The sequence below is a fragment of the Duganella sp. S19_KUP01_CR8 genome, from assembly GCF_036688705.1.
Taxonomy (GTDB): domain Bacteria; phylum Pseudomonadota; class Gammaproteobacteria; order Burkholderiales; family Burkholderiaceae_D; genus Rugamonas.
In genome coordinates, this window is the sequence record NZ_JAQQPR010000033.1 from 1 (window position 1) to 25736 (window position 25736).

Below are 25736 nucleotides of genomic sequence, written 5' to 3' on the forward strand. Positions count from 1 at the left end.
GCCCCGGCCCGACGCCGGCCCCGCGCGCGCGCAGGCGGCGCAAGGTGTTGCTGGCGGAAGACAACCCGGTCAACGTCGAGGTGGCCAGCGCCATGCTGGAAGGGCTGGGCCTGGAAGTGAGCCGCGCCCGCAACGGCGAGGAAGCGCTGCAGGCGGTGCAGGCGGCCGAGTTCGACCTGATCCTGATGGATTGCCAGATGCCGGTCATGGACGGCTTCGCCGCGACCACGGAAATCCGCCGCCGCGAACAGCAGCGCGGGCGCGGGCGCAGCATGCCCATCGTCGCCATCACCGCCAACGCCCTGCAGGGCGACCGCGAATCCTGCCTGGCCGCCGGCATGGACGACTACCTGAGCAAGCCCTTCACGCAGCAGGCGTTGGGACAGACCATTTCCCGTTGGATCAGCCTGCCGCGCAAGCCGGCCGCGCCGGAAGCGCCGGAGCCGCGCCCCGCAGCCCCGGTCGCCTCCGCCAACGGCCAGATCAACCGCCAGGCGCTGGAAAACATCCGCGCCCTGAGCGCCACCAAGGGCGACGCGCTGCTGGAGCGCGTGCTGCACGCCTATCTCGACGACACCCCCAAGCACTTGCACACGCTGCGCCAGGCCATCGGCACCCGCAACATCAGCCAGATGCGCAAGGCCGCCCACAGCCTCAAGTCCAGCAGCGCCAACGTCGGCGCCGACGCGCTGGCGCAGCGCTGCAAGGAGCTCGAGCAGCTGGGACGCAACGACACCACCGCCGGCGCCGCTGTCCTGCTGGCCGATATGGAACGCTCTTTCCAGGCCGTGCGGCAGGCATTGGGAGCCATCCTGGAAAAGGAAACATGACATGCCTAGCTCCTCCTCCCCCAAGCGCGGCCTGGTACTGGTCGCCGACGACGATCCGGTGATGCGCCTGTTGATGCTGGAAATGCTGGGCCAGGTCGGCCTGGACGCGGTCGAGGCCGAAGACGGCCTGCAAGCCGTGGCCTTGTTCCAGAGCATGGCGCCGGACCTGCTGCTGCTCGACGTCGACATGCCCGGCATGGACGGCTTCGCCGTGTGCCGCGAAATCCGCCGGCTGGAAACCCAGACCACCGTGCCCATCATCATGGTCACCGGCGGCGACGAGCTGGAATCGGTGACCCAGGCCTACGAGGCCGGCGCCACCGATTTCGTCTCCAAGCCGATCAACTGGCCCATCCTCGGCCACCGGGTGCTGTACGTGCTGCGCGCCAGCGACGCCATCACCCGCCTGCGCATCGCCGACGCCCACCACCGCGCGGTGCTGGCGGCGATCCCGGACACCTTCTTCCGCATGAACAAGGAAGGCTACTACCTCGACTACGAGCAGGGCCACGAAGCCAGCGGCGTGTTCGACAGCGACCAGTGCGTGGGCCGCCACCTGAACCAGGTGCTGCCGGACGACATCGCCAAGCACATGCTGGAGCAGGTGCAGACCGTGCTCGACACCCAGCACATCCGCTCGCTCGACTACGAACTGCCCATCCCCGGCGCGGCCCCGCGCGCGCGCCAGGGCGAACACGCGGTGGCGCCGCCGGTGCGGCATTTCGAGGCGCGCCTGGTGGCCACCGGTCCGGATGAAGTGCTGGGCCTGGTGCGCGATATCAGCGAACGCAAGCGCACCGAGGAACAGATCCGCCGGCTGGCCTACTGCGACAGCCTGACCGGCATCCCCAACCGCCAGGCCTTCCTCGAGACGCTGGAGGCCGAGCTGGTCCGCTCGCGCAAGGGCAACAAGAAATTCGCCGTGCTGTTCATGGACCTGGACGCCTTCAAGCGCATCAACGACACGCTGGGCCACGACGTTGGCGACCACCTGCTCAAGGCGGTCTCCGAGCGCCTGCGCGAAACCACCCGGCCCAGCGACCTGGTCTCGCGCACCGAAGTCGGCAGCAACAACCTGGCGCGCCTGGGCGGCGACGAGTTCACCATCCTGATCCCCGACCTGGAGCGGGTGGAAAATGCCCTCAACGTGGCCCACCGCGTCAAGGAAGCCATGCGCCGCCCCTTCCTGCTCGACACCAACGAGATCTTCGTCACCGCCAGCATCGGCATTTCGCTGTACCCGGAGGACGGTGAGGACTGCAACTCGCTGCTCAAATACGCCGACACCGCGATGTACCACGCCAAGAACTGCGGCAAGAACAACGCCAAGCTATACAGCTCGTCGCTGACGATGCAGATCATGAGCCACGTCAAGCTGGAAGTCGGCCTGCGCAAGGCGCTGCAGAACAATGAGCTGTATCTGCTGTACCAGCCGCAGATCGACGTCTCCAGCGCCCAGATCGTCGGCGTCGAGGCGCTGGTGCGCTGGCGCCACCCGGAACGCGGCATCATCTCGCCGACCGAGTTCATCCCGCTGGCCGAGGAGACCGGCCTGATCGTGCCGATCGGCGAATGGGTGTTGCGCACCGCCTGCCGGCAGGCGATGGCGTGGCAGGCCGCCGGCAAGCAGCCGGTGCGGGTGGCCGTCAACCTGTCGGCCAAGCAGTTCAAGGATGAGAACCTGAGCCAGATCGTGCTGTCCACGCTGCACGAAACCGGCTTGCCGGCCGAGCTGCTGGAACTGGAGCTGACCGAAGGCACGCTGATGGACGACGCCCGCGCCACCATGGTCACGCTGGAGCAGCTGCGCGGCATCGGCGTCTATCTGTCGATCGACGATTTCGGCACCGGCTATTCGTCGATGAACTACCTGAAGCGCTTTGACGTGCGCGCGCTGAAGATCGACAAGAGTTTCATCAGCGGCCTGCCGCAGGATTCGGAGAACGCCGCCATCACCCGCGCCATCATCGCCATGGCGCACGGCCTGAAGATGGCGGTCGTGGCCGAAGGCGTGGAGACCGGCGCCCAGTTGCTGCTGCTGGAACAATACGGCTGCGACCTGGCGCAGGGCTACTACCTTGGCCATCCGTCGCCGCCCGAATCGATCGACCTCATGCTCATCAACCAGTTCCCTCTGAACGGCTTGGCGGCCGGCGACGATGGACACGCGATAAAGTTCCGCGCCCAGCTTTGACGTCCATCGCCTCCCTGTCGGCTCAGCTGCCTAAGATGGTCAGTCTGAGCTAAGGAGGCCACATGGACGAGCAAGAACATTCCTTCCGCCTGGTGTTCACACCCGAGCGGCATCACCACCGCCATCCGCTGGTGCTGCGCGCGGCCGCCGCATCCAGGCGGGTCGACGCGCTGTTCAAGGCCATGTCGCGCGACTACCTGCTGCGCGAGCAATTCATCACCGACCCGGCCCAGGTGCTGGCCGATTTTGCCGTCGGCGAAAAGCTGCCGGAGCAGCGCGCCTCGGTCAGCAACCAGCTGGTGTATTCGATCCTGGCCAACCGCCACATGCGGCGCTGGCTGCGCAACTACGCGGCCGATCACCAGGACACCACGCCCAGCCGCACCGAGTTCATGACCGCGTTCGGCAACGCCGTCATCAAGCATGGCGACTACCACATCGTGCTGGCGCTGGTCCGCGCCAGCATCGAAGAAAAATCGCCGTTTTCCCTCGGCGGCATGGAGCAGGCGATGCTGTTCACGAGCAGCCCCATCTTCGCCAGCGGCTTCCTGGTGCCGACCGACCACCGTACCATCAACGACTCCAACAGCACGCAGAACTTCGAGCACAGTTCGGCCACCATCGGCACCGGCCCCGGCACCGACGAAGGCACCGAAGTGGGCACGGATACCGGTACCCAGACAGGCACCCACACGGGCACGGACACCGGCACCGATACCGGCACGGACACCGGAACGAATACCGGCACCGACACGGGGACCGATACGGGAACCAACACCGGCACGGATACGGGCACCAACACCGGCACCGACAGCGGCACCAATACCGGCACGGACACCGGCACCGACGAAGGCACGAACACCGGCACCGACAACAACGAATACGATCCCTATCGCGGCCAGGAATACGTGCGCGTCACGATCGAGGCGCTGGTGCAGTACGCCCAGATCCTGGAGTCGCGCGGCATCCTCGCCATCTCGGAGGCGGAATTCAATGTCGCCCGCTGACTCGGAGGCACCGCTGCTGCGCCGGCGCGCGCACACGCTGTCCATCATGCCGACCTTCACCTGCCCGGCCGAATGCGCGGATTGCGGCACCCTCTCCAGCCCGCGCGAGCGCAACCGGCTGGAGCTGGCGCCCATCCTCGCCGCCATCGACGAAGCCAAGCAGCTCAAGTTCAGCAACGTCGTCTTCACCGGCGGCGAGGCCACGCTGGAGTGGAAGACCCTGCTGCAAGGCATACGCCGCGCCGCCGATCACAAGCTGCCGGTGCGCCTGGTCACCAACGCTCACTGGGCCACCAGCCTGGAGACGGCGCGCGAAAAGATCGCCGCGCTGATCGATGCCGGCCTCTCGGAAATCAACTACAGCACCGGCGACGAGCACGTGCGTTTCGTGCCGCTGAAGCGCGTGGTCCTGGCCACCGTGGCCGCCTGCGAGCGCCGCTTCCGCACCCACGTGATGATGGAGCTGAAGCAGGACCGCCACATCACGCCTGAGATGCTCACCGAGCATCCGCTGATCGCCGCCCTGCCCGCCGATCAATTCGCCGCGCTGACCGTGCTCAGCAGCCCTTGGATGCCGCTCCACCACGAAACCATCTACCGCTATCCCGAAGGCGTGGCCTGCGACGTCCAGGCGGCGGCGATACGCGGCGGCTGTTCCAGCGTGCTCAAGACCTACACCCTGCAGGCGGACGGCCGCGTCGGCTCCTGCTGCGGCCTGGGCCTGCGCGTCATCCCCGAACTCAACGTCGCCGACACCGGCCAGCCGGGCTTTCTGCGGCGCGCCATCGTCGAATCGGAGGAAGACTTCCTCAAGCTGTGGATACACCACCAGGGTCCGGCCAAGGTGGTCGCCTGGGCCGCCACGCACAACCCCGACATCAAATGGGAAGGCCTGTACGCCCATCAATGCCAGATGTGCCAGCGCCTGTACCACGACGATGCCGTGCGCAAGGTGATCGAGGAGCACTGGCAGGAAATGATCGCGGAGGTGCTGCAGGCGGCGTGGCTGGACGATGTGCACATCCCCGACTCGCTGGGCAGACTGAACACCGAAACCGCCTGAGAGCCGCCGCCATGACCTTGGAGAACCCAGCCGCGCCGCCGCTGCCGCCGCTAACGGTCGCCAAGCTGCGCCACGATGCGGAGCAGTTCGTCTACTTGCAGCGGCTGGGCGTACTGGGCGCCGAGTACAACGCCATCGTGCAACGCTACCGCCAACTGGCCGACCAGATGGCGGCCAACAACATCAGCAAGCGCGAGCGCCCGACTGCGGATGAGCTTGCCGGTATAGGCGACATCTACAACCGCATCGTCCACCGGCGCGCCACAGCGGCCATGGAGCAAACCTGCTCGGACAGCTGGCGCGGCGCAGATGTCGAACAGGCCTATCGCAGCACGCCGCCCGGCATCGTCGTCATCGACGACTTTCTTGCGCCGGCCGCGTTGGAAAGCCTGCGCCGCTTCTGCCTTGAATCGACTGTCTGGAACTCGCTGCGCTACTCGCACGGCCGTCTGGGCGCCTTGCAACGCGACGGCTTCAACTGCCCGCTGCTGGTTCAGCTGGCGCGCGAATTGCGCCGCGCCCTGCCCCGGCTGATCGGCGAACGCCACCCGCTGACGCAGCTGTGGGCCTACAAATATCCGCCCCACATGCCGGGCGACGACGTGCATGCCGACTTCGCCGCCATCAACGTCAATTTCTGGATCACGCCGGACGACGCCAACCTCGATCCAACCAGCGGCGGCATGCACATCTACGACGTCGAAGCGCCGCCGGACTGGGATTTCATCAGCTACAACCGGCGGCCGGACCTGATACGGCGCTACCTGGCCGAGGTCGGTGCGCAAGCGCGTTACGTGCCCTACCGGCAGAACCGCGCCATCATCTTCAACTCGGACCTGTTCCACGGCACCGCCGCCTGCACCTTCCGCGACGACTACGAAAGCCGTCGCATCAACGTCACCATGCTGTACGGCCATCGTCACGAGGACGACTTCCGCCGGCCGCCGCCTACACAAGAAAGTACGCCTTATGCAGACTGGCGTTCCGCCGCGCTGCGCCGTACCAACAGGAGACCGTGATGAGCTCGCAACTGGGACAGGATCACTTCGTGCTGGCGGTACTGAACGGCATGCGCGACGGCTACTTCCTCGACTCCGGCGCCGCCGACGGCGTCCGCTCCAGCAACACGCTGCTGCTGGAATCGGCCTACGGCTGGCACGGCATCTGCATCGAACCCAACGACCGCTACTTCCAGGCGCTGCAAAGGAACCGCCAGTGTTTATGCATACATGGCTGCCTCTACGACCACGAAGCTGAAGTCGAGTTCCTGGAAGGCGCCAACATGCTGGGCGGGATACTGCAGGAATACACGCCGGCCATGCTGCGCTACACGCACCATGTATTCGGCCCCGATCTGGCCTCCGTGCGCAAGCGAACGCGCACCATCGCCTCGGTGCTGTACGAATGCAGCGCGCCGCCGGTGATCGATTACTGGAGCCTGGACACCGAAGGATCGGAGTTGGCGATACTGAAGAGTTTCCCGTTTGACGACTACCGGCTGCGCGTGCTCACGGTGGAGCACAACCGCCAGCCGGTACGGGAGGATATCCGGAAATTCCTGGAAGCGCGCGGTTTCCGCCGCATCCACGACTTCGGCATCGACGACTGCTACCTCGGCCCCGATGCGCACGTGCCGCAAGGCGAGCCATATGCCGCCTGGCGCAGTGCGGCGCGGCACCGGCGTTAGAGTACGCCGTCCTGCTTCATGGCGGCGATGTCCTCGGCGCTGTAGCCCAGCGACTGCAAGACCTCGTCGTTATGCTGGCCCAGCGACGGGCCTATCCACCTGGTGTGGCCCGGCGTGGCCGACAGCTTGGGCGAGATCGCCGGCAGCTTGACCGGCGTGCCGTCGGCGAAGTGGTGCTGCTCGAACATCTCGCGGGCGATAAACTGCGGATCGACCATCATGTCGCGCACCGAATAAATTTTCCCGGCCGGCACGTCGGCCGCCTTCAGCACGGTCAGCGCGCTGTCGATGTCCTGGGTATCGCACCAGGCCTGGATCGCATCGTCGATCTCCTGCGTACGCGGCACGCGGCCGTCGTTGCGCTCCAGCTGGGGATCGCCGGCCATGTCGATGCGGCCCATGGCCAGCATCAGCCGCTTGAAGATCGCGTCGCCATTGCCGGCGATGACGATGTTCTCGCCATCGCTGGTGGTGTAGGTGTTCGACGGCACGATGCCCGGCAGCGCGCCGCCGGTACGCTCGCGCACCACGCCCGCGTGGTCGAACTCCGGCACCAGCGATTCCATCAGGTTGAACACGGATTCATACAAGGCCACGTCGACCATCTGGCCTTCGCCCTTGAGCTTGCCGCCGGTGGCGTCACGGTGGCGCAGCGCCATCATCGCGCCGATCACGCCGTGCAGGGCCGCCACCGAATCGCCGATCGACACGCCGACCCGCACCGGCGGCCGGTCCGCATGGCCGGACACGTAGCGCAGCCCGCCCATCGATTCGCCGATGGCGCCGAAGCCCGGCAGGTCCTTCATCGGCCCGGTCTGGCCGAAGCCCGACAGGCGCACCATGATGGTGGCGGGATTGGCGGCCTTCAGTTGCTCGTAGCCGATGTCCCACTTCTCCAGCACGCCGGGGCGGTAGTTCTCGATGATGATGTCCGCTTCCAGCGCCAGCTGGCGCGCGATGGCGCGGCCGCGCGCGTCCTTCAGGTTCAAGGTCAGCGATTTCTTGTTGCGCGACTGCACCGACCACCACAGCGAGGTGCCGTCCTTCAGCACCCGCCATTTGCGGATCGGATCGCCGCCGTCGGGCGACTCGATCTTGATCACCTCGGCGCCGAACTCGCCCAGCATGCGCGCACAAAAAGGGCCCGCGATCAGCGTGCCCAGTTCCAGTACTTTGATGCCGGCCAATGGGCCAGCAGGGGTTTCAGGCGGCATGCCGCCTGCCTGCTTGCGGTCTTCCCATGCAGGGGAAGACTCCTTCCCAGCGGTGTTCTTGTCAGTCATGTCGCCCTTCGGTCCAGCATGGCGCGGGCGATGGTGCCCGCGTCCACGTACTCCAGCTCGCCGCCGACAGGCACGCCGCGCGCCAGCCGGCTCACGCGCAGGCCGCGCGCCTTCAGCATCTCGCTGATGTAGTGCGCGGTGGCTTCGCCTTCGTTGGTGAAATTAGTGGCCAGCACCACTTCCGTGACCAGGCCGTCGACCGCGCGCGCCACCAGTTTTTCCAGGTGGATGTCCTTGGGGCCGATGCCGTCCAGCGGCGACAATCGCCCCATCAGCACGAAGTACAGGCCCTTGTAGGTCAAGGTCTGCTCGATCATCAGCTGGTCGGCCGGCGTCTCCACCACGCACAGCAGGCGGCGGTCGCGCTGCTCGTCGTTGCAGGTGTCGCAGACGTCTTCCTCGGTGAAGGTATTGCACAGCGCACAGTGATGCACGGCGCTCACCGCCTGGTGCAGCGCGCGCGACAGCATGTCCGCACCTTCGCGGTCATGCTGGAGCAAGTGAAACGCCATCCGTTGCGCCGACTTGGGGCCGACGCCGGGCAGACGGCGCAACGCTTCCGTCAGAAATTCCAGCGATTTGGACATGGAGCTTTGCGGCAGCCCTTAGAAAGGCATCTTGAAGCCGGCCGGCAGGTTCATGCCGGAGGTCAGGCCGCCCAGCTTTTCGGCGGAAGTGGCTTCGGCTTTGCGCACGGCGTCGTTGAAGGCGGCGGCGACCAGGTCTTCCAGCATGTCCTTGTCGTCGGCCAGCAGCGACGGGTCGATCGATACGCGCTTGACGTCGTTCTTGCAGGTCATGACGATCTTGACCAGGCCGGCGCCGGATTGGCCTTCGACTTCGATCAGGGCCAGCGCGTCCTGCGCCTTCTTCATGTTGTCCTGCATTGCTTGTGCTTGCTTCATCAAGCCGGCCAGTTGGTTCTTCATCATGATGGTGTTCTCCGTAGATTGAAAGTTAAAGATGTGATCAGTTGGCCGCTGCGGACGCCGATACGGCGGGCGGCGGCGTGATGGAGCCCGGCACCACCCAGGCGTCGAACTCGCGGATCATGCTGTTCACAAAGGGATCGTTGGCGACGGTATCCTCGGCGGCGCGCTGGCAGGCTTCGCGGTACGCCTGTGCTTCGGCGCTGGCGGTGTACCAGACGGCACCCAGTTCGGTATCCACGCGCACCGGACGGCCGAAGCGTTCGGTCAGCGCGACCGTCAGCTTCTCGACGTTGCCGGGCGTGCGCCAGGTTTCGATCGGCACGCGGACGTTGAAGACCACGGCGTTGCCGTCAATGCTGCATTCAATGAGTTCGGCTTGCATGGCCAACTGCTGGGCCACGCCGCGCAACGGCAAGGCGGCGGCCACGGCCGGCCAGTTGCCGTCCCAGTTCAGCTCCGGCACCGGCGTGATGACGTAGGCGTGCGGCGCCTTGGCCGGCGCCGGCGCGGCGCGGGCCGGCATGACGACGGCTTGCGCTTCGTCGGCGTAGGCCAGCGGCGGTGGCGCCTGGTTGCGCGCTGGTGCCTGCGACGCTGCTTGCGACGGGCTGTGCGATGACGGCTGCGAAGGCTCGTAGGCCTGGGCCGGTGCGGACTGCGCTATCGCGCTATCGTCGGAAAATTCAGTGACCCAGGGTGGTAGGTCATCCTCTTCGTCGGCCTGCTGCGGGGCAGGCTTGGCAGCGGGCGCGGCTTGCGGCGCGACCTGCTGCGGCGCGACCTGGCGAACCGGCGCTTCCAGGACAGCCGCTTGCGCATCGCCGCCCATGGTCGTTGCCGGCGGCATGTCTTCCCAAGGCGCGGGACGTGACGGCGCGACCGCAACCGGTGCGGCAGGCGGCGTGTAGGCAGCGCTCGGCGCCTGCGATGGCGCGGATGGCGCTGCATTCGGCGCGGCGCCAAACGACTGAGCCGGCGATGGCTCAGCAGCTGGTGCCGGGGCGGCCGCAGCCGGCGCGGCGCTTGCCGACGACGAACGCGCACCCGGCTTGGAGGCCGCACGGGCTGCTTCGAGGGCGGCGTTGATGGCGGCACGCGCGGCGCTGATCGGCGCAGCCGGTGCCGTTGGCGCAGCGGCAACCGGCGCAGGAGCAGGCGCCGGGGCAGCATACGCGGCCGGAGCTGCGACAGGCGCAACAACAGGCGCCGGCGCTGGTGGCGCAATCGCCGCAGACGGCATCGTACTGGCAGACGGGGGCTGCGCAGCCGGAGCCGCAACAGGCGCCGCAAACGGCGCAGCAGCAGGCGCCTCGGCGCGCGCCATCGCGGCCGCAGCACCGGCAACCACCGCAGCCGGCGTCACGCTGGCATGGCTGGCCTGCATATGCGCAGCCGCGCGCGCAGGCGGCGCCGCTGCGGCGCGTGCCGCAGCCACCGCCGCCGGACGCGACATCGCAGGCGCGGCAGCCGCTTGTCCTTCAGCCCCGCCTATGCCGGGCCGAAAGGCCAGCATGCGCAGCAAGGTCATCGAGAAGCCCGCATATTCATCCGGCGCCAGGCCCAATTCATTACGGCCATGCACGGCGATCTGATAATACAGCTGCACCTCTTCCGCATCGAAGGCGGCGGCCAGGCGCACGATATCGGCGTACTCCGGCAAATCATCCGGCAAGGCAGCCGGCACCGTCTGCGCCAGCGCGATCCGGTGCAGCAAAGTGCCCAGGTCCTGCAAGGCGCCGTTGTACGACAGGCTGCGCGTGGCCATCTCGTCGGCCACGGCCAGCAGATCCGCGCCATCCTGCGCGGCCAGCGCATCGAGCAGGCGGATCAGGTAAGACTGGTCCAGCGCACCCAGCATGCCCTGCACCGCATCCAGCGTCACCGCGCCGGCGGCGTAGGCGATCGCCTGGTCGGTCAGCGACAGCGCATCGCGCATCGAACCGTGCGCACCGGCAGCCAGCAGACGCAAGGCCGGCGCTTCAAAACTGATGCCCTCCTGCCCCAGGATGTTATCCAGATGGCCGATGATATGGCCGGGCGGCATCTGCTTCAGATTGAACTGCAGGCAGCGCGACAGCACCGTCACCGGAATCTTCTGCGGATCGGTGGTGGCCAGGATGAACTTGACGTGCTCAGGCGGTTCTTCCAGCGTCTTCAGCATCGAGTTGAAGGCGTGGTTGGTCAGCATGTGCACCTCATCGATCATATAGACCTTGAAGCGCGCATTGCTCGGCGCGTACACCGCCTGCTCCAGCAGCTGCGCCATCTCGTCGACGCCGCGGTTGGACGCCGCATCCATCTCGATGTAGTCGACAAAGCGGCCGGCATCGATCGCGGTGCACGCTTCGCACACGCCGCACGGGGTCGGCGTGATGCCGCCGGTGCCGTCCGGGCCGATGCAATTGAGCGATTTGGCCAGGATGCGCGACAAGGTGGTCTTGCCGACCCCGCGCGTTCCAGTGAACAGATAGGCGTGGTGCAGGCGACCGCTGTGCAAGGCGTGCGTGAGCGCGCGCACGACGTGCTCCTGGCCGACGAGCGTTTCGAAATTCTTGGGGCGGTATTTACGGGCGAGGACTTGATAGGACATGCTGGGATTTTACCGTAGATAGCGGGTGCAAAGGGCCTATCCTGCTCAGCTAATAAGATGCGGCGCAGGGTCGCCAAAACGGCAATTGTAACAAGGCGTGGCCGGATTGGGTAATTGGCGCGGGCTGCCCTACAATGTGTTTTTCTTTTAACATGAAAATTATATGAAAAAACTTGTCCTGCTGCCGTTGCTGTTGCTGTCCATCGCCGCCCACGCCGACGAACGCGAATGGGTGCCATATAAGAAGCTGGTGGAGGATACGCGCATCGACCGCTTCTACGCCCTGCCCGCCGCAGAGCGCGACAAGCTCAGCGTTTTCCTGGCCGTCAAGCCCAAGAACAAGAACTACAAGCCGTCCGATGTCGTGCTGACCGTGGTCCATGGCGGCGAACGTCAACAGCTGCCGCCGCTGTCGGCCGACTTCCGCATGGCCCTGGTGCCGAATTCCAAGTGGATGACGGACGACACCAAGATCATGACCAGCCTGCCGAAGGAAGAAAAGTCCGCGGTCTCGCTGGAGGTGCTGGCGCTGCTGCCGGAAGGTACGCAATGGAACTACGCGCAAGTCATGGGCAGCATCGGCCAGATGAATGCCGGCATCAAGAAGGTCGCAGGGGCCATGAGCATGTTCGTGCCGAACGTTAAGACGGTGGTGTTCAAGTTCAGCAAGCCGGCGCAGCTGAAAGTGGGCGCCACGGCCTACAACACTGATGCGAAGAACCTGATCAAGCTCAAGCCCGACGCCGCACTGCTGAAGGAGAACCCGCTGATGGTGGCGTCGGAACGGCCGCTGGAAGCGGCGCTGGATGACGAATAACTGAAGAAGAACAAATAAAAAAAGCTGCCAATGGCAGCTTTTTCATTTTCCCGAAGGAGGCGAGCCTGATCTGCGGCACTTATGGTTAATAGCCGTGGCTGCTTCGTTCCCGACCTGACCAGGTTAGCCATGCCACAATGCGCAGGGGCCCGCCGGGATCAATTATAACCTACAGCCCCAACTCCTGCCAAATCTGATCCACCCGTGCCTTCACCTCGGGCGTCATGCTGATCGTGGTGCCCCACTCGCGCGTGGTTTCGCCCGGCCACTTGTTGGTGGCGTCGATGCCCATCTTGCTGCCCAGGCCGCTCACCGGCGAGGCGAAGTCCAGGTAATCGATCGGCGTGTTATCGACCAGCGTGGTGTCGCGGGTCGGATCAACGCGGGTCGTGATGGCCCAGATCACCTCGTTCCAGTCGCGGATGTTGACGTCTTCATCCACCACCACGATGAACTTGGTGTACATGAACTGGCGCAGGAAGCTCCACACGCCGAACATCACGCGCTTGGCGTGGCCGGCGTACTGCTTCTTGATCTGCACCACCGCCATGCGGTAGCTGCATCCCTCGGCCGGCAAGTGGAAGTCAGTGATCTCCGAGAACTGCTTCTGCAGCAGCGGCACGAACACCTCGTTCAGCGCCAGGCCCAGGATGGCCGGCTCGTCGGGCGGCTTGCCGGTATAAGTGGAATGATAAATAGGATCGCGGCGCATCGTGATGCGGTCGATGGTGAACACCGGGAACGAGTCCTGCTCGTTGTAGTAGCCGGTGTGGTCGCCGTACGGGCCTTCCAGCGCATGCTCGTAGCCGCTCGGATGGTTTTCATCAGGATAGATATGGCCTTCCAGCACAATCTCCGCCGACGCCGGCACGCGCAGCTCGCTGCCGATGGCCTTGACCAGCTCGGTGCGGCTGCCGCGCAGCAGGCCGGCGAACTGGTATTCGGACAGGCTGTCCGGCACCGGCGTCACCGCGCCTAATATAGTAGCGGGATCGGCGCCCAGCGCGACGCAGATCGGATACGGCTGGCCCTTGCTCTGTATGGCGTGCTCGCGGAAGTCCAGCGCGCCGCCGCGATGCGCCAGCCAGCGCATGATGACCTTGTTCGGCCCCAGCACCTGCTGACGATAGATGCCGAGGTTCTGGCGCTTCTTATTAGGACCCTTGGTGATCACCAGGCCCCAGGTAATCAAGGGCGCGACATCGCCCGGCCAGCAATGCTGGATAGGCAATTTCGACAGGTCGACATCGGCGCCCTCCCACACGATCTCCTGGCAAGGCGCGCCGCGCAACTCCTTGGGCGCCATGTCCCACACGGCCTTCACCAGCGAGCCCATGCCCATCAGGTCCTTGAAGCCCTTGGGCGGCTCCGGCTCCTTCAGGCGCGCCAGCACGTGGCCGATCTTGCGCAGCTCGCTGACGCTGTCGGCGCCCATGCCCAGCGCCACGCGGCGCTCGGTGCCGAACAGATTGCCCAGCACCGGCATGCTGTGTCCGGTCGGATTCTGGAACAGCAAAGCCGGGCCGGCGGCCCGCAAAGTGCGGTCGCAGACCTCGGTCATCTCCAAATATGGTGAAACGGGCACCAAAATGGGCTTAAGTTCGCCCATCCGTTGCAGTTGAGAAATAAAATCTCGCAAATCAGAATATTTCATCGTTTTTTAATTTTTTCTTACAACGCAGCATACTGTTTAAAAAGACAGGTCAAGTAGTTGATTTTATTGGTTTTAGGCGCAATACAAGCAAAAAAGTAAGATTTAAAAGTTATAGCTTCGCTTGGCGTTAGTATTGACTTGATATAAAACGGCTTCTACAATTTGCCCTACTTGAAGAGAACACGGTTCAGCACGGGATCTCCCGGAAACGCGGACCACATAAATGTGTTGCTTATTCATTCACGGAGTCGGGGCTCCACATGACATTTTAAGGAGTGTTTTCAAAAGGCGTCTGCCTTACCCCCGAAAGAAGTTGTATTGCCACTGATCGAATACCACAGGGAAAGATCAGCTCAAGCAAGCAATGACGGCGTCCAACGCGCGCTCCCAGCGGCGACGGACGATGATATTTCTGATGCACGGCATTAGCACCCGGTTAGCTGCGTTCGACGCTGGCGGGGACCCGCTTTTACGGACATTCCAGGGGAATTCTATGAACAATCGTTTTATCGGTGCAACGCAGTTTGCCCGCACCATGGCTCGCCAGCCAGCAGCGTGGATTTCCACGACTCGCGTTTCGGCAAAGGGCGTGTTGACCACCGCCCAGCACACTCTGACCATTCTGGGTGTGACCGCTTTAGTAGTGATGGCAGTACTGTTTGTCCGTCCCGACCTGGCCAAGGCATTGAGCAACAGCCTGAACCACGAATCCGAAGTCGAAGCCGTTGCCGTCGTGGCGCCGCCGCTGTCGGCACTGATGGAAACCCCGGCTTCCACCCCGGCCGCCAGCACCGCACCGCTGACCGCCGAAGAAAAAGCCCTGCTGGGCACGCAGAAGCAGCAACAATGGGTCACCTCCTGGCTGTCCAAGCGTTACCGCGTAGCGGGCGACGCCGCCAACATGCTGGTGTCCACCGCCTACCTGACGGCGCGCGAGATCAAGCTTGATCCGCTGCTGATCCTGGCGGTGATGGCGATTGAATCGGGCCTGAATCCGTTCGCGGAAAGCCCGGTCGGCGCGCAAGGCCTGATGCAGGTGATGTCGAAGATCCACCACGACAAATTCCAGGAAATGGGCGGCCTGCAAGCCGCACTGAATCCAGTGGCCAACATCCGTGTCGGCTCGCTGATCCTGAAGGACTACGTCACCCGTGGCGGTTCGGTCGAAGCTGGTTTGAAGATCTATGTCGGCGCCGCGGCGTTCGAACACGATGACGGCTACGGCTCCAAAGTGCTGGCCGAATACCAGCGCCTGAAGCAGGTTTCGGCAGGCAAGAAAGTGCCGACCATTACCCCAATGATGGCAGCAGCGCCAGCCAAGCCTACCCCGCCGGTCGCGGCGGTAGACAAGTCGGTCAGCGGCACCCAGATCGCCGGTCTCTGATTTCATTGCTTGAAAACGATTAAGCCACCTCGCGAGGTGGCTTTTTTACGTCTAACGTGGGCAGGTGCTGATCTTGGTTTTAACGCCATCCCTGAATGGGTCACGCCCTCCGGTCAGCGCATTGGACTCCATCACCGCGCAATAACTGCCGCCGCCCGAACGTACGCGCGTCATCAGGCGGCCATCGGGCGTGGTGAAGTTCTCGAGCGTGGCGCCGTTGTCGCCGGCATAGGCGCCACCCAGCTTGGCCGCCAGCGCTGTCGTATCGTTGGCGATCTTCTTGTCGCGTGGATTCCAGGCTTCCTTGCGCAGCTGCCGGTCGGCTGCGGCGGCGCTCTTGAGCGAGCGCTGCAACAGGTCCTCGGCCGGCTTGGCGGGTGGTTGCGCAAACGGATCCGGCGGCGGCGTGGCCTGCGTGATGGCTTGTGGGGCTTGCGGGGGCTGCTGAACCGGTTGAGGCTGCTGAGCCGGCGGCAGCAAGGTCATGCGTGGTGCGGCCGGCTCGCGGATGGGTTTGGGCTGGGCAACCACCTTGGGTGCCGGCGGCTTCAGCGGCGCCAGGATATAAGTGATGGCCTCATGGCGGCCCACAGCGGCCGCCAGAGGCCGCTCAGGCGCGCGCCAGCCGATAAACGCCAGCAAGTGCGCGCCGGCGATCAGCGCCAGCCAGCCACGGCGACGCCAGGCCGGCGCCCGGTTCAGGGTATGCAGTTCGATGATGCGCCCTCGACATTGATTTTAAGTCAACGGATTCTGCGGCGCGGTGCCCTCCCCGTCAAACCCAAATAAAAAAAAGCCACCACAAGATACCTTGGGTGGCTTTTGACAGTACCGAACGCTGCTTAGCGTTTTTTGTCGGCGGCGACTTCGTCCGGGCGGACGCGGACGGCCAGCTTGTCCAGCACGCCGTTGACGTATTTGTGGCCGTCGATACCGCCGAAGGACTTGGTCAGCTCGACCGCTTCGTTGATGACGACGCGGTAAGGGATTTCCAGGTTGTTCTTCAGCTCGAACGCGCCGATCAGCAGCACAGCGTGCTCGATCGGCGACAGCTCGCCCACGCCACGGTCGACCAGCGGCGCAAAGCTTTCGCGCAGCGCTACCGAATCCTTGATCGCGCCGTACAGCAGCACCGTGAAGTGGTCGCCGTCGGCCTTGTCGAAGCCGTGCGCGGCGCGGATGTTGTTGACCACGGTGGATGCGTCTTCATTGTTCAGCAGCCACTGATACAAACCCTGCAACGCAAACTCACGCGCGCGGTGGCGCGGCGTACGGTTCTTGCTAGGGTTGGCGTGCAAAATTTTATCTGTCATGGTTATACCTGTTCTTAAATACTTACAAAATCCGGCTCAGTGCGCCGGCGCATACCGGCACACTGCGCCGTTTCCTACTTGTTCTTACTCGTCGTCGCCCTGGTCCTGGCTCAGCTCTTCCAGCGCGATGGTCAGATTGGCCATCTCCACCGCCACGCGCGCCGCATCGGCGCCCTTGACGGCCATGCGGGCTTCCGCCTGCTCGTCGTTCTCGGTGGTCAAGATCGCGTTAGCGATAGGAATACCATAATCCAGGCCGATGCGGGTGATGCCGGCGCCCGATTCGTTCGAGACCAGCTCGAAGTGGTAGGTTTCGCCACGGATCACCGCGCCCAACGCGACCAGCGCGTCGAACTGCTGCGACTCGGCCATCTTCTGCAGCACCAGCGGCACTTCCAGCGCGCCCGGCACGGCGACGTGCAGCACGTCTTCATCGGCCACGCCCAGGTGCTTCAGTTCGGCCAGGCAGGACGCCAGCAGGCCGTGGCAGACATCTTCGTTAAAACGGGCTTGAACGATGCCGATGCGCAGACCGTCGCCGGACAAATTGGTTTCGTAGCTTCCTACAGTCATGGAGTGCCTCTTGTGTGTTGGTTGAATTAGTTAGGTTTGGCCATGTAGCCGGTCACTTCCAGATCGAAGCCTGTCATCGACGGCATCTTGCGCGGGCTGGCCAGCAGCTGCATCTTGCAGACGCCGACTTCGCGCAGGATTTGCGCGCCGATGCCGTAGCTGCGCAGGTCCATGCTGGCCGCGCGGCCTTTCGGTTTGGTTTCCGGCTTGCCCAGCGCGTCGAACTGGGCGAAGAACTGCTCCGCCGTTTCTTCGCAGTTGAGCAGCACGATCACGCCGCGCTCGGACGCCTTGACCGCCGCCAGCGACGACGACAGGTTCCACGAGTGGGTGGTCGCTTCCGATTCCAGGATGTCCAGGATGGATACCGGCTGGTGCACGCGCACCAGGGTTTCCTTGCTCTTCTCGATCTCGCCGTGCACCAGCGCCAGGTGGGCCGAGCCGCTCGGCTTGTCGCGGAAGGCGATCATGCGGAAGTCGCCCTGGGCGGTCTTCAGCGGACGCTCGCCGATCTTCTCGACCAGCGACTCGTTGCGGCTGCGGTAGTGGATCAGGTCGGCGATGGTGCCGATCTTCAGGCCGTGTTCCTTCGCGAATTCCAGCAGGTCCGGCAGGCGCGCCATGGTGCCGTCGTCCTTCATGATCTCGCAGATCACGGAAGCCGGGGTCAGGCCGGCCATCGCGGTCAGGTCGCAGCCGGCTTCGGTATGGCCGGCGCGCATCAGCACGCCGCCCGGTTGCGCCTTCAGCGGGAAGATGTGGCCGGGTTGGACGATGTCCGACGGCTGGGTGTCCTTGGCGACGGCGACCTGGATGGTCTTGGCGCGGTCGGCCGCCGAGATGCCGGTGGTCACGCCCTCGGCCGCTTCGATCGACACGGTGAAATTGGTGCCGAAGGCGGTGCCGTTACGGGCCGACATCATCGACAGGTTCAGCTGGTCGCAACGCTCTTCGGTCAGGGTCAGGCAGACCAGGCCGCGCGCATGCTTGACCATGAAATTAATGGCTTCAGGCGTCACAAAGTCCGCCGCGAGCACCAGGTCGCCTTCGTTTTCCCGGTCTTCTTCATCGACCAGGATCACCATGCGGCCAGCGCGCAATTCGGCGACGATTTCTTCGGTGCTGGAAATTGACATTTTTAATCCTTTGTAGCGGAGCTAGAACAGGGCGCTATTTTAAAGGATTTACGCCCGCCCCACCGCAAAAGCCCGCTTTTATCCACCAAATGGCCGGCTTTAGAAGTCGTCTTCTGGATTAATTGTCAATATTCCGGCGCAAATCCAGCTATCCCCGGCCGGCCATGACGCCGCCATCCACATCCCACACCGCGCCGGTGACCCACGACGCCTTGTCCGACAGCAGGAACATGATCGCTTCGGCGACGTCGCGCGGCGTGCCGACGCGGCCGATCGGATGGAAACTATTGAATGCCTGCAGCGCGCCGTGCACCTCGGCCTTGGGGATGAAGCCCTCGTAGATCGGCGTCTCCACCACCGCCGGCGACACCGCGTTGACGCGTATCCGGCGCGACGCCAGTTCCATCGCCAGGTGCTGGGTCAACGCATGCAGGCCAGCCTTGGCCATCGAATAGGCGGACGACGGCGTCGCGGCGATCGCCTGCTTGCCCCACATCGAACCGATGTTGACGATGGCGCCCGGGCGACCGGCCGCCGCCAAATTGGCCGCCACCTTCTGCGTGACGAAGAAGAAGGCCTTGTTCAGCGCCTGATACTGGTCGTAGTCCGCCTCGCCGTGCTCAAGGAAAGGCTTGGGGAAGAACACGCCGGCGGCGTTCACCAGCAGGTCGATATCCTTGTGCCCGTCGTCGATGGCGTCCAGCAGTTGCTGCAAGCCTTGCGCGCTGCCCAGATCGGCCGTCAGCGCGGTAACCTCGCCCAACTGCGACAATGCGGTGAGCGCCGCCGCCGTTTTCTCCGGTCGATGGCCGACGATCACCACGCTGGCGCCCTGCTCCAGGCCCATGCGCGCCGTTTCCAAGCCCATGCCGCTGGTGCCGCCGACGACCAACAACTTCCTGCCATTCAATGTATGCATAGATCACCTCAAAGTATACCAACTAGTTGGTAGGTTTTTACAGATTAAAAAATGCCGACAACTGCCGGCACGGAACGCCGCCGCCGCGTCAGGCCAGCAACGTCGATAAATAGGTTTGCGCCACGCCAGCCGGGCCGCGCGCGCCGCGCACCGAACGGGCCACGATCATCGCCCCTTCCAGCGTGGCGAGGAAGGCCTCTGCCAGCGCGCGCGCTTCCGGCTGCGCACGCAGCTGCTGCGCGCGCTGGCCTTCGGCGATCACCATCGCCAGCCAATCGGTGTTGGCCTCGAAAAAGCGGCCCACCTCGTGCGCCACGCCTTCCGGCAGCGAATTGGCCTCCGCTCCCAGCATGCCGCAGACGCACAGGCGCTGCTCGGCGGCGAAGGTGTTTTCGAACAGCGTTGCGTAGGCCGTCAAACGGTCCTCCGCCTTGGCGTGCTGTACCTCGATGCGCAGCAACTGCTCACGAAAACGATGCGTGTAGCGCTGCGCCACCGTCGTCGCCAGATCGCCCTTGGTCGCGAAGTGATGGTGGATGCTGGGCTTCTTGATGCCGACCAGCTTGGCCACGTCGTCGTAGGAAAAGCCGTTGTAGCCGCGCTCCTGGATCAGGCCTTCGGCAGCATCCACCACCCGCAGCGCGGACTCGGACATCTCGGAAAAATGCTTCATTTACTGGCTTTCTTTGTGATCGGCAATCGGCAGGTGTCCGACTTTGACGAGGATGATACAGCCTTCGCGGCTGAACGGCTGATGCGCGCTCAGGTGCGGGCTGCGCAGCCATGCGCCGGCCGGATAGCGGCCGAACTCGTCTTCGAACACGCCTTCCAGCACGTAGATCTCCTCGCCGCCGTAGTGCCGATGCGGATTGAAGCGCGTGCCGGGCGCCCAGCGCACCAGCGCCGTATGAGTGGCGCCGAACTCGGACAAGGGCATCACCGACAGCCCCGGCACCAGGCCCGGCAGCCACGCGGTGGCGCCGGTATCGATACGCACGGCCTGCGTATCCTGCGGATCCATGTGGCGCAGCTTGACCAGCAGCGTGCAGCCGCCGACCGAGCCCGGCGCATGCGATGATCCCGGCGGATTCTTGAGATAGGCGCCGGCGCCGTAGCTGCCGGACTCATCGAAGAAATCGCCCTCCAGCACCAAGACCTCCTCGCCCAGCTCATGCAGATGGCTGGGAAAGCTGCTGCCCGGTGCGTAACGCACGATGGACGTCGCGCGCGCCACCTCGCAGCCGTCGCGCTCCAGCATCTTGCGCTGTATGCCCGGTGCGGGCGAATCGACCCAAGGCAAGTCTTGCGACTGCACCACCGCGCGCTGGCTGTAATCCGAGTTGATGTTCATGATTCCAAATTTACCGACTAGTTGGTAGGTATACTAGTCGAGGCTTGAGCCGCTGTCAACGCCCGGATCACCGGGCGTTGCGGGGCCTTATTTGCCGGCCGCGCCGACCGAGACCATGCGCTCGACGTAGCGGGCGATCAGGTCGATCTCCAGGTTGACCTGCTTGCCCGCTTCCAGATGCTTGAGCGTGGTCATGGCGATGGTGTGCGGGATCAGGTTGATCGAGAACTGGCAGACCAGGTCCTTGCCGGTACCGATATCGGTCACGCGGTTGACGGTCAGCGATACGCCGTTGACCACGATCGAGCCCTTGAAGGCCAGGAACTTGGCCAGCTCGTGCGGCGCCTCGATCACCAGCTCCCACGATTCGCCCACTCCCTCGAACTTGCGCACCACGCCCAGGCCGTCCACGTGGCCGGACACCAGGTGGCCACCCAGGCGCTCGTTGAGCGTCAGCGCCTTTTCCAGGTTCACTTCGGTCAGCGTGTCGAGGCCGACGGTGCAGTTCAGGCTTTCGCGCGAGACGTCGACGCGGAAGCTGCTGTCGTCCTTTTCCACCACGGTCATGCAGGCGCCGTTGATGGCGATCGAGTCGCCCAGCGCGACGTCGGCCAGCGGCAGGCCGCCGGCGTTGATGTTCAGGCGCACGCCCGCGAACGAGCCGCCTTCCAGCGGCGTGACGGATTCGATTTTGCCGATAGCGGCGACAATTCCAGTAAACATGTGAATGCTCTTAGTGATGAGTGAATCGTGCAAGGATACGCAAATCTTCGCCGATCTGCTTAACCTCGTGAAATTTCAGATGCTGCTTGAGCGACAGGTCGGTCAATGCCGGCAAGGCGAACATGCCCTGCGCATCGCCCAGCAGCATCGGCGCCAGGTAGACCAGCAGCTCGTCCACGCAGCCTTCGCGGATCATGGAGCCGTTGAGCTTGCCGCCGGCTTCGACGTGCAGCTCGTTGATCTGGCGCCGGCCCAGCTCGCGCATCAGCTCTGGCAGGTCGACCTTGCCGGAGGCGTTGGGCAGCAGGATGATTTCCGCGCCCATCGCGCGCAGCGCCGCCTCCTTTTCGGGATCGGCCACCGCCGCCGCGATCCAGGTGCCGCCGCCTTGCAGGACCTTGGCCGACGGATCAATGTCGAGCTTGCTGTCCACGACGATGCGGCGCGGCTGGCGCGGCGTTTCCACCGCGCGCACATTGAGCTGCGGATCGTCGGCCTTGACGGTGCCGATGCCGGTCAGGATGGCGCAGGCGCGGGCGCGCCAGGCGTGGCCGTCGGCGCGCGCTTCCGGCCCGGTGATCCATTGGCTGACGCCGTTGTGCAGCGCCGTCATGCCGTCCAGGCTGGCGGCGGTCTTCATGCGCACCCATGGCAGGCCGCGCGTCATGCGCGAGAAGAAGCCGATATTCAGTTCATAGGCCTGCTCGGCCAGCAAGCCGGTGTCGACCTCGATGCCGGCGGCGGCCAGCTTGGCCATGCCCTGCCCGGCCACCAGCGGATTGGGGTCTTCCATCGCCGCCACCACGCGGCCCAGGCCGGCACGCACCAGCGCGTCCGAGCACGGCGGCGTGCGGCCGTGGTGGTTGCACGGCTCCAGCGTCACGTAGGCGGTGGCGCCGCGCACATCGTGGCCGCGCGCCTGCGCATCCTTCAGCGCCTGGATTTCCGCATGGTCGCTGCCGGCCTGCTGGGTCACGCCGGCGCCGATCACTTGCCCGTCGCGCACGATCACGCAGCCGATGTGCGGATTCGGCGAGGTGGTGTACAGCCCTTTGGCGGCCCACTCCAGCGCCAGCGTCATGCCTTCGAGATCGTTGCTGATGTTCACGTTGTCCTTAGTCTGTAGCGCTGGCGCAGCTTGCTCCGTCCACCGCCGGGTCGCACACGCGCACCCGGCCCAGCATATTGATTTTGATGTTGCGCGCGCTGTCGCCATGCGTCAGCGACAGCGTGCCCCAGCGCGCGGCCAGGCTGTTGCTGGCGCTGCAAGCACGCCCTGCAGCATTATAAGCAAGATATTGCGGCGCTGCGGCGGACGAAAAAACCGAGGCGATCGTGACACCCTCGGCGATCGGGCCATGGCGGAGCAGCAGCAACTCGCCGGGATCGGGGCGGCGGTTGCCATTGTCGTCGACAAACACCGTCCAGCCCAGGCGCCAGGAGCCGCCTGCCGGCTCCAGCGGCACCATCAAGACCTGGCCGCCGCGCGCGATGGCGTGCGAGCGGGTTAGGTTGATGGCCGCCACCAGGTCGTTGACGGCGATGCGCAACTGCTGGCGTTCCAGCGCGGCCCGGTAGTTCGGCACGGCGACGCCGAACAGTATCGTTGCCAACACCAACACGATCAATAATTCGACCAGGCTGACGCCGGCGTTGACGGGATGGCCTCGCATCGTGCCCTCCTCATGGCCAGCAATGAACGGACGGCCCGGTCGCCACGCGCAGGCCGCTGCTGGTCAGCTTGAGTTGCCGGCAATCGTCGTCGCGAAAACTGGCATCGACCAGCGCGGTGCCCGGCGTGGCGATCAGTTGCACGCATTGCGAGATCAACTCGCCGTCACAGGCCTTGCCTTCGATTTCGTAGGCGCTGGTCGGCGCGCCATTGCTGCTCCACCATTTGAACTGGCGGGCTTCCGGGTCGGCGGCGCCGGACGAGAAGGCGATGTAGGTATTGGCCTGCGTGAAAAACCGCTCTTCCTGCTGCATCAGTTGCAGCAGCGTGGCCTGCGCTTCGGCGCGCCGCGCACGGATCACATGCTGCTGAAAACCCGGCATCACCTGCGCGGCAAGCACAGCCAGTATCACCAGCACGATCAGCAATTCGATCATGCTGAAGGCCTGTCGGCGCGCGGGCTTCATTTGATCGCCTCGTGCAGTTCGCGCCAGTTGGCCACTTCGCGCCAGCTCAGCCGACCGGACCGCGACCGCACCCTGACGCTGCCCACCACCGTCACCTCACGCGCCGACGCATGGACCACGGCATAGTTTTTATCGGCCACGATCCGCCCCGTCGGATCCGGCGCACTGAGGCTCGACGATAGTGGCACCAACGACGGCACGGCCGTATAGGTCGATTGCAGCACGCCGACGATAGGCGCGGTCCGCAAAATGGCCGCCGTGCTGTGGCCAGCCGGCAGCCCGCTCAATGCATCCAGCACGTAGCTGCGGCTGCGCGAAGCATCGCATTTGTCCGCACCCGGCAGCAGCGTGTTGAACACAACCTCGCCGCCAACCAGCCTGCCGCTGTTGATGCTGCGCTCGCCCGTGCGCGCGGCGTGCAGGAAATCGACGTACCAGCCTTTGCTGCCGGGCGCGATCTCCGCGCCGCTGATGCTGAGCAAGTCGGCCGTTGCGGGATCCAGCACGCGCTCGGTCAACTGGCGCCGGCCGGCAACGACATCCATCGGCACGGACAGGCTGTCGAGGATGGCGTAGAACGATTGCGTGCTGAAGCTCCCCGCCGCCAGGCCGGTCCGATCGAACAGCATGCCCGTGCCGAACAGCATCAGGTAGCCGCCGCCGGAGGCATAGGCCAGCATCGGCTGTTGCGCAATCGGCTGCCGCCTGCCATCGGCATCGCGGGCGACGAACAGCGTCTTGGCGGCCGCGCCTGGCCAGGTGTTGAAATCAAAGCGCCACAGATTGCCTTGCAGGTCGCCGGCATAGGCGTAACTCAAGGCGCCATCGCGATCGGCGACCAGCACCGGCGCGCTCAGGCCGTTGGCAAGCGATGGGTCGGAGATGGGCGTGACGAGGCGGAAATAGTTCACGTTGTGTATCCACGGCGTATCGCGCGGCTTATCCAACGCCAGCAGGAACAAGGCGCCCTTGCCCGCGCCGCTGGCATGGCCGTCGCCGGCGTAGTTGTTCAGGCCGCTGGCGACGATGGCGAAGTACCGATAGGTGGGCAGGTCGGCGCCGCGACTGGTGCGCACCTTGGCAAGCTGCGGCAGCGTGGTGACGTTGCCCATCATCGGGTCGTCACGGTCGGTGAATTCCCACAGCGCGGCGTTTTCATCCAGCGCGGCGGGATCGCTGATGTCCAGCGCGAAGACACCTTGCGCGCCACCGCCCATGGCGGCGACGAGGACTGTGCTCCATCTTCCGCCGATCAGGGCGTCGCCGCTGAACGAAGGGCCGTCGACGTAGGCGCGGTGCACGTAGTCGAGGCTGGGCAAGCGGTTCAGCACCGGCATCAGCGCGTTGGGCAAATAGGCGTAGAGTTCGCCGCCCGTGTTGGCGTCGAAGGCGTGCAGCATGCCGTCGTTGGCGCCAAGGTAGATCGTGGCGCGGCGGGCCTTGTGGCGCTCGCGGAAAGCCTGATAGCCGGCATCCCGCGCAGCGCCCGATGGCGGACCGACCAGCACGGGCGTGCTGTTGATCGAATCGCCGAGCACGCTGCTGCGGCGGCGGAACAGGCTGCCTTCGTCGCTGCGGTCGCCGCGCAGGTAGGCCACGCGACGCTCGCCCAACCCGTCGGCGGCCGCTGCGTGGGGCGGCGGCGCTTGATCGAGCAATGCTTGCTGTGCCGCAGACAAGGCGGGCCATGCAGAGGGAATGCCAACCAGCTTGCCGTCTGTCTGCACGATGGCCGTGTAGAGCCTGCGCGCAGCAGGTTCCGGCATCGGCGCGCGCCCCGGCTCGCCGGTCAGGATTGTGCCGGCATCCCACAATGCCGCTGCGGAACCCGGCGAGGCGGCGCCTGCTGGCGGCCAAGCCATACGCTCAAAATGCCCGCCCCAATCGCCCGCGTCCAGTGTGGCGCTCAGCAGGTCGCCTGCCAGGGCCGCCAGCAGCAGCGACGGGCCGGCGATCCGCGCGCCGGGGGCTGTGCGGCACGCGGAGGTCAACGGCTCGCTGGCGATATCGAGCACCGGCGGCGCTGCGCGCACGCCACCCGCCAGCATCGGCAACAACATCAACAACGCGGCCATCACCAGCCACGCCCACCGCCATCGCCGGCCATGTCCGGGCAGCGGTGCACTGTTTGCCATGCGCAT

25 protein-coding genes and 1 other RNA gene are annotated in these 25736 nt (G+C 64.9%); 8 read left to right on the top strand and 18 right to left on the bottom strand.

The window, feature by feature from the left end:
- The 6 genes from V6M89_RS25935 to V6M89_RS25960 all read left to right on the top strand — a co-directional run.
- The coding region (locus tag V6M89_RS25935) for a response regulator (protein ID WP_332855910.1) at positions 1-830 on the top strand (830 nt) is incomplete at its 5' end.
- A gap of 1 nt (position 831) precedes the next feature.
- Positions 832-3024 carry a putative bifunctional diguanylate cyclase/phosphodiesterase gene (locus tag V6M89_RS25940; protein WP_332855911.1) on the top strand — a complete coding sequence of 731 codons (2193 nt, stop codon included), beginning with the start codon at positions 832-834 and terminating at the stop codon, positions 3022-3024.
- 62 nt (positions 3025-3086) lie between these two features.
- Entirely contained in the window at positions 3087-4031 is a 945-nt protein-coding gene (locus V6M89_RS25945) for a hypothetical protein (RefSeq protein ID WP_332855912.1), read from the top strand.
- Positions 4018-5094: a radical SAM protein gene (locus V6M89_RS25950; RefSeq protein ID WP_332855913.1), complete on the top strand. Its 1077-nt coding sequence runs from the start codon at positions 4018-4020 to the stop codon at positions 5092-5094. The genes V6M89_RS25945 and V6M89_RS25950 overlap by 14 nt, the downstream gene beginning before the upstream one ends.
- 11 nt (positions 5095-5105) lie before the next feature.
- A complete protein-coding gene (locus tag V6M89_RS25955) occupies positions 5106-6113 on the top strand; it encodes a hypothetical protein (RefSeq protein WP_332855914.1) in 1008 nt (335 codons plus the stop codon).
- Complete coding sequence (locus V6M89_RS25960; RefSeq protein ID WP_332855915.1) at positions 6113-6781, top strand: FkbM family methyltransferase; 669 nt, start codon at positions 6113-6115, stop codon at positions 6779-6781. The genes V6M89_RS25955 and V6M89_RS25960 overlap by 1 nt, the downstream gene beginning before the upstream one ends.
- On the opposite strand, the gene V6M89_RS25965 is transcribed toward V6M89_RS25960, so the two are convergent.
- The 4 genes from V6M89_RS25965 to dnaX all read right to left on the bottom strand — a co-directional run bounded on the left by V6M89_RS25965 (position 6778) and on the right by dnaX (position 11586).
- Positions 6778-7995, bottom strand: a complete 1218-nt coding sequence (locus V6M89_RS25965) for a CaiB/BaiF CoA transferase family protein (protein WP_332855975.1) — start codon at positions 7993-7995, stop codon at positions 6778-6780. The two genes, V6M89_RS25960 and V6M89_RS25965, sit on opposite strands and share 4 nt — an antisense overlap.
- Before the next feature lie 65 nt (positions 7996-8060).
- Complete coding sequence (recR, locus tag V6M89_RS25970) at positions 8061-8651, bottom strand: recombination mediator RecR (RefSeq protein ID WP_116989468.1); 591 nt, start codon at positions 8649-8651, stop codon at positions 8061-8063.
- A gap of 18 nt (positions 8652-8669) precedes the next feature.
- Positions 8670-8996, bottom strand: a complete 327-nt coding sequence (locus V6M89_RS25975) for a YbaB/EbfC family nucleoid-associated protein (protein ID WP_020705779.1) — start codon at positions 8994-8996, stop codon at positions 8670-8672.
- Positions 8997-9033: 37 nt separating this feature from the next.
- Positions 9034-11586, bottom strand: coding sequence for a DNA polymerase III subunit gamma/tau (gene dnaX, locus V6M89_RS25980; protein ID WP_332855916.1), 2553 nt, complete (start codon positions 11584-11586; stop codon positions 9034-9036).
- A 163-nt stretch (positions 11587-11749) separates the two neighbouring features.
- Between dnaX and V6M89_RS25985 the strand changes: the two genes are divergently transcribed.
- Positions 11750-12403 (top strand): DUF2987 domain-containing protein, encoded by a 654-nt coding sequence (locus tag V6M89_RS25985; protein WP_332855917.1) that lies wholly within the window; start codon positions 11750-11752, stop codon positions 12401-12403.
- 55 nt (positions 12404-12458) lie between these two features.
- On the opposite strand, the gene ffs is transcribed toward V6M89_RS25985, so the two are convergent.
- Together ffs and ubiD are read right to left on the bottom strand one after the other, a co-directional pair.
- Positions 12459-12557, bottom strand: an RNA gene (ffs, locus tag V6M89_RS25990) — signal recognition particle sRNA small type.
- 15 nt (positions 12558-12572) lie between these two features.
- Positions 12573-14057 (bottom strand): 4-hydroxy-3-polyprenylbenzoate decarboxylase, encoded by a 1485-nt coding sequence (ubiD, locus tag V6M89_RS25995; protein ID WP_116989465.1) that lies wholly within the window; start codon positions 14055-14057, stop codon positions 12573-12575.
- A 493-nt stretch (positions 14058-14550) separates the two neighbouring features.
- On the opposite strand from ubiD, the gene V6M89_RS26000 reads away from it, so the two are divergent.
- Complete coding sequence (locus V6M89_RS26000; protein WP_332855918.1) at positions 14551-15441, top strand: lytic transglycosylase domain-containing protein; 891 nt, start codon at positions 14551-14553, stop codon at positions 15439-15441.
- 51 nt (positions 15442-15492) lie between these two features.
- On the opposite strand, the gene V6M89_RS26005 is transcribed toward V6M89_RS26000, so the two are convergent.
- The 12 genes from V6M89_RS26005 to V6M89_RS26060 all read right to left on the bottom strand — a co-directional run bounded on the left by V6M89_RS26005 (position 15493) and on the right by V6M89_RS26060 (position 25730).
- Positions 15493-16083 (bottom strand): hypothetical protein, encoded by a 591-nt coding sequence (locus V6M89_RS26005; protein WP_332855919.1) that lies wholly within the window; start codon positions 16081-16083, stop codon positions 15493-15495.
- 200 nt (positions 16084-16283) lie between these two features.
- Positions 16284-16754, bottom strand: a complete 471-nt coding sequence (nusB, locus tag V6M89_RS26010; protein ID WP_332855920.1) for a transcription antitermination factor NusB — start codon at positions 16752-16754, stop codon at positions 16284-16286.
- 84 nt (positions 16755-16838) lie between these two features.
- Complete coding sequence (ribH, locus tag V6M89_RS26015) at positions 16839-17327, bottom strand: 6,7-dimethyl-8-ribityllumazine synthase (RefSeq protein ID WP_332855921.1); 489 nt, start codon at positions 17325-17327, stop codon at positions 16839-16841.
- 26 nt (positions 17328-17353) lie between these two features.
- Positions 17354-18463 carry a bifunctional 3,4-dihydroxy-2-butanone-4-phosphate synthase/GTP cyclohydrolase II gene (gene ribBA, locus V6M89_RS26020; RefSeq protein WP_332855922.1) on the bottom strand — a complete coding sequence of 370 codons (1110 nt, stop codon included), beginning with the start codon at positions 18461-18463 and terminating at the stop codon, positions 17354-17356.
- A gap of 148 nt (positions 18464-18611) precedes the next feature.
- Entirely contained in the window at positions 18612-19382 is a 771-nt protein-coding gene (locus tag V6M89_RS26025; RefSeq protein ID WP_332855923.1) for an SDR family NAD(P)-dependent oxidoreductase, read from the bottom strand.
- Between the two features lie 88 nt (positions 19383-19470).
- Complete coding sequence (locus V6M89_RS26030; RefSeq protein WP_332855924.1) at positions 19471-20055, bottom strand: TetR/AcrR family transcriptional regulator; 585 nt, start codon at positions 20053-20055, stop codon at positions 19471-19473.
- Positions 20056-20733 (bottom strand): cupin domain-containing protein, encoded by a 678-nt coding sequence (locus tag V6M89_RS26035; protein WP_332855925.1) that lies wholly within the window; start codon positions 20731-20733, stop codon positions 20056-20058.
- 87 nt (positions 20734-20820) lie between these two features.
- Positions 20821-21456 (bottom strand): riboflavin synthase, encoded by a 636-nt coding sequence (locus tag V6M89_RS26040; protein ID WP_332855926.1) that lies wholly within the window; start codon positions 21454-21456, stop codon positions 20821-20823.
- Between the two features lie 10 nt (positions 21457-21466).
- Positions 21467-22564: a bifunctional diaminohydroxyphosphoribosylaminopyrimidine deaminase/5-amino-6-(5-phosphoribosylamino)uracil reductase RibD gene (ribD, locus tag V6M89_RS26045; protein WP_332855927.1), complete on the bottom strand. Its 1098-nt coding sequence runs from the start codon at positions 22562-22564 to the stop codon at positions 21467-21469.
- 7 nt (positions 22565-22571) lie between these two features.
- Positions 22572-23129, bottom strand: a complete 558-nt coding sequence (locus V6M89_RS26050) for a GspH/FimT family pseudopilin (protein ID WP_332855928.1) — start codon at positions 23127-23129, stop codon at positions 22572-22574.
- 10 nt (positions 23130-23139) lie between these two features.
- Entirely contained in the window at positions 23140-23595 is a 456-nt protein-coding gene (locus V6M89_RS26055; protein ID WP_332855929.1) for a type IV pilin protein, read from the bottom strand.
- Positions 23592-25730 carry a pilus assembly protein gene (locus V6M89_RS26060; RefSeq protein WP_332855930.1) on the bottom strand — a complete coding sequence of 713 codons (2139 nt, stop codon included), beginning with the start codon at positions 25728-25730 and terminating at the stop codon, positions 23592-23594. Before V6M89_RS26060 ends, V6M89_RS26055 begins: the two co-directional genes overlap by 4 nt.
- Positions 25731-25736: the final 6 nt, after the last annotated feature.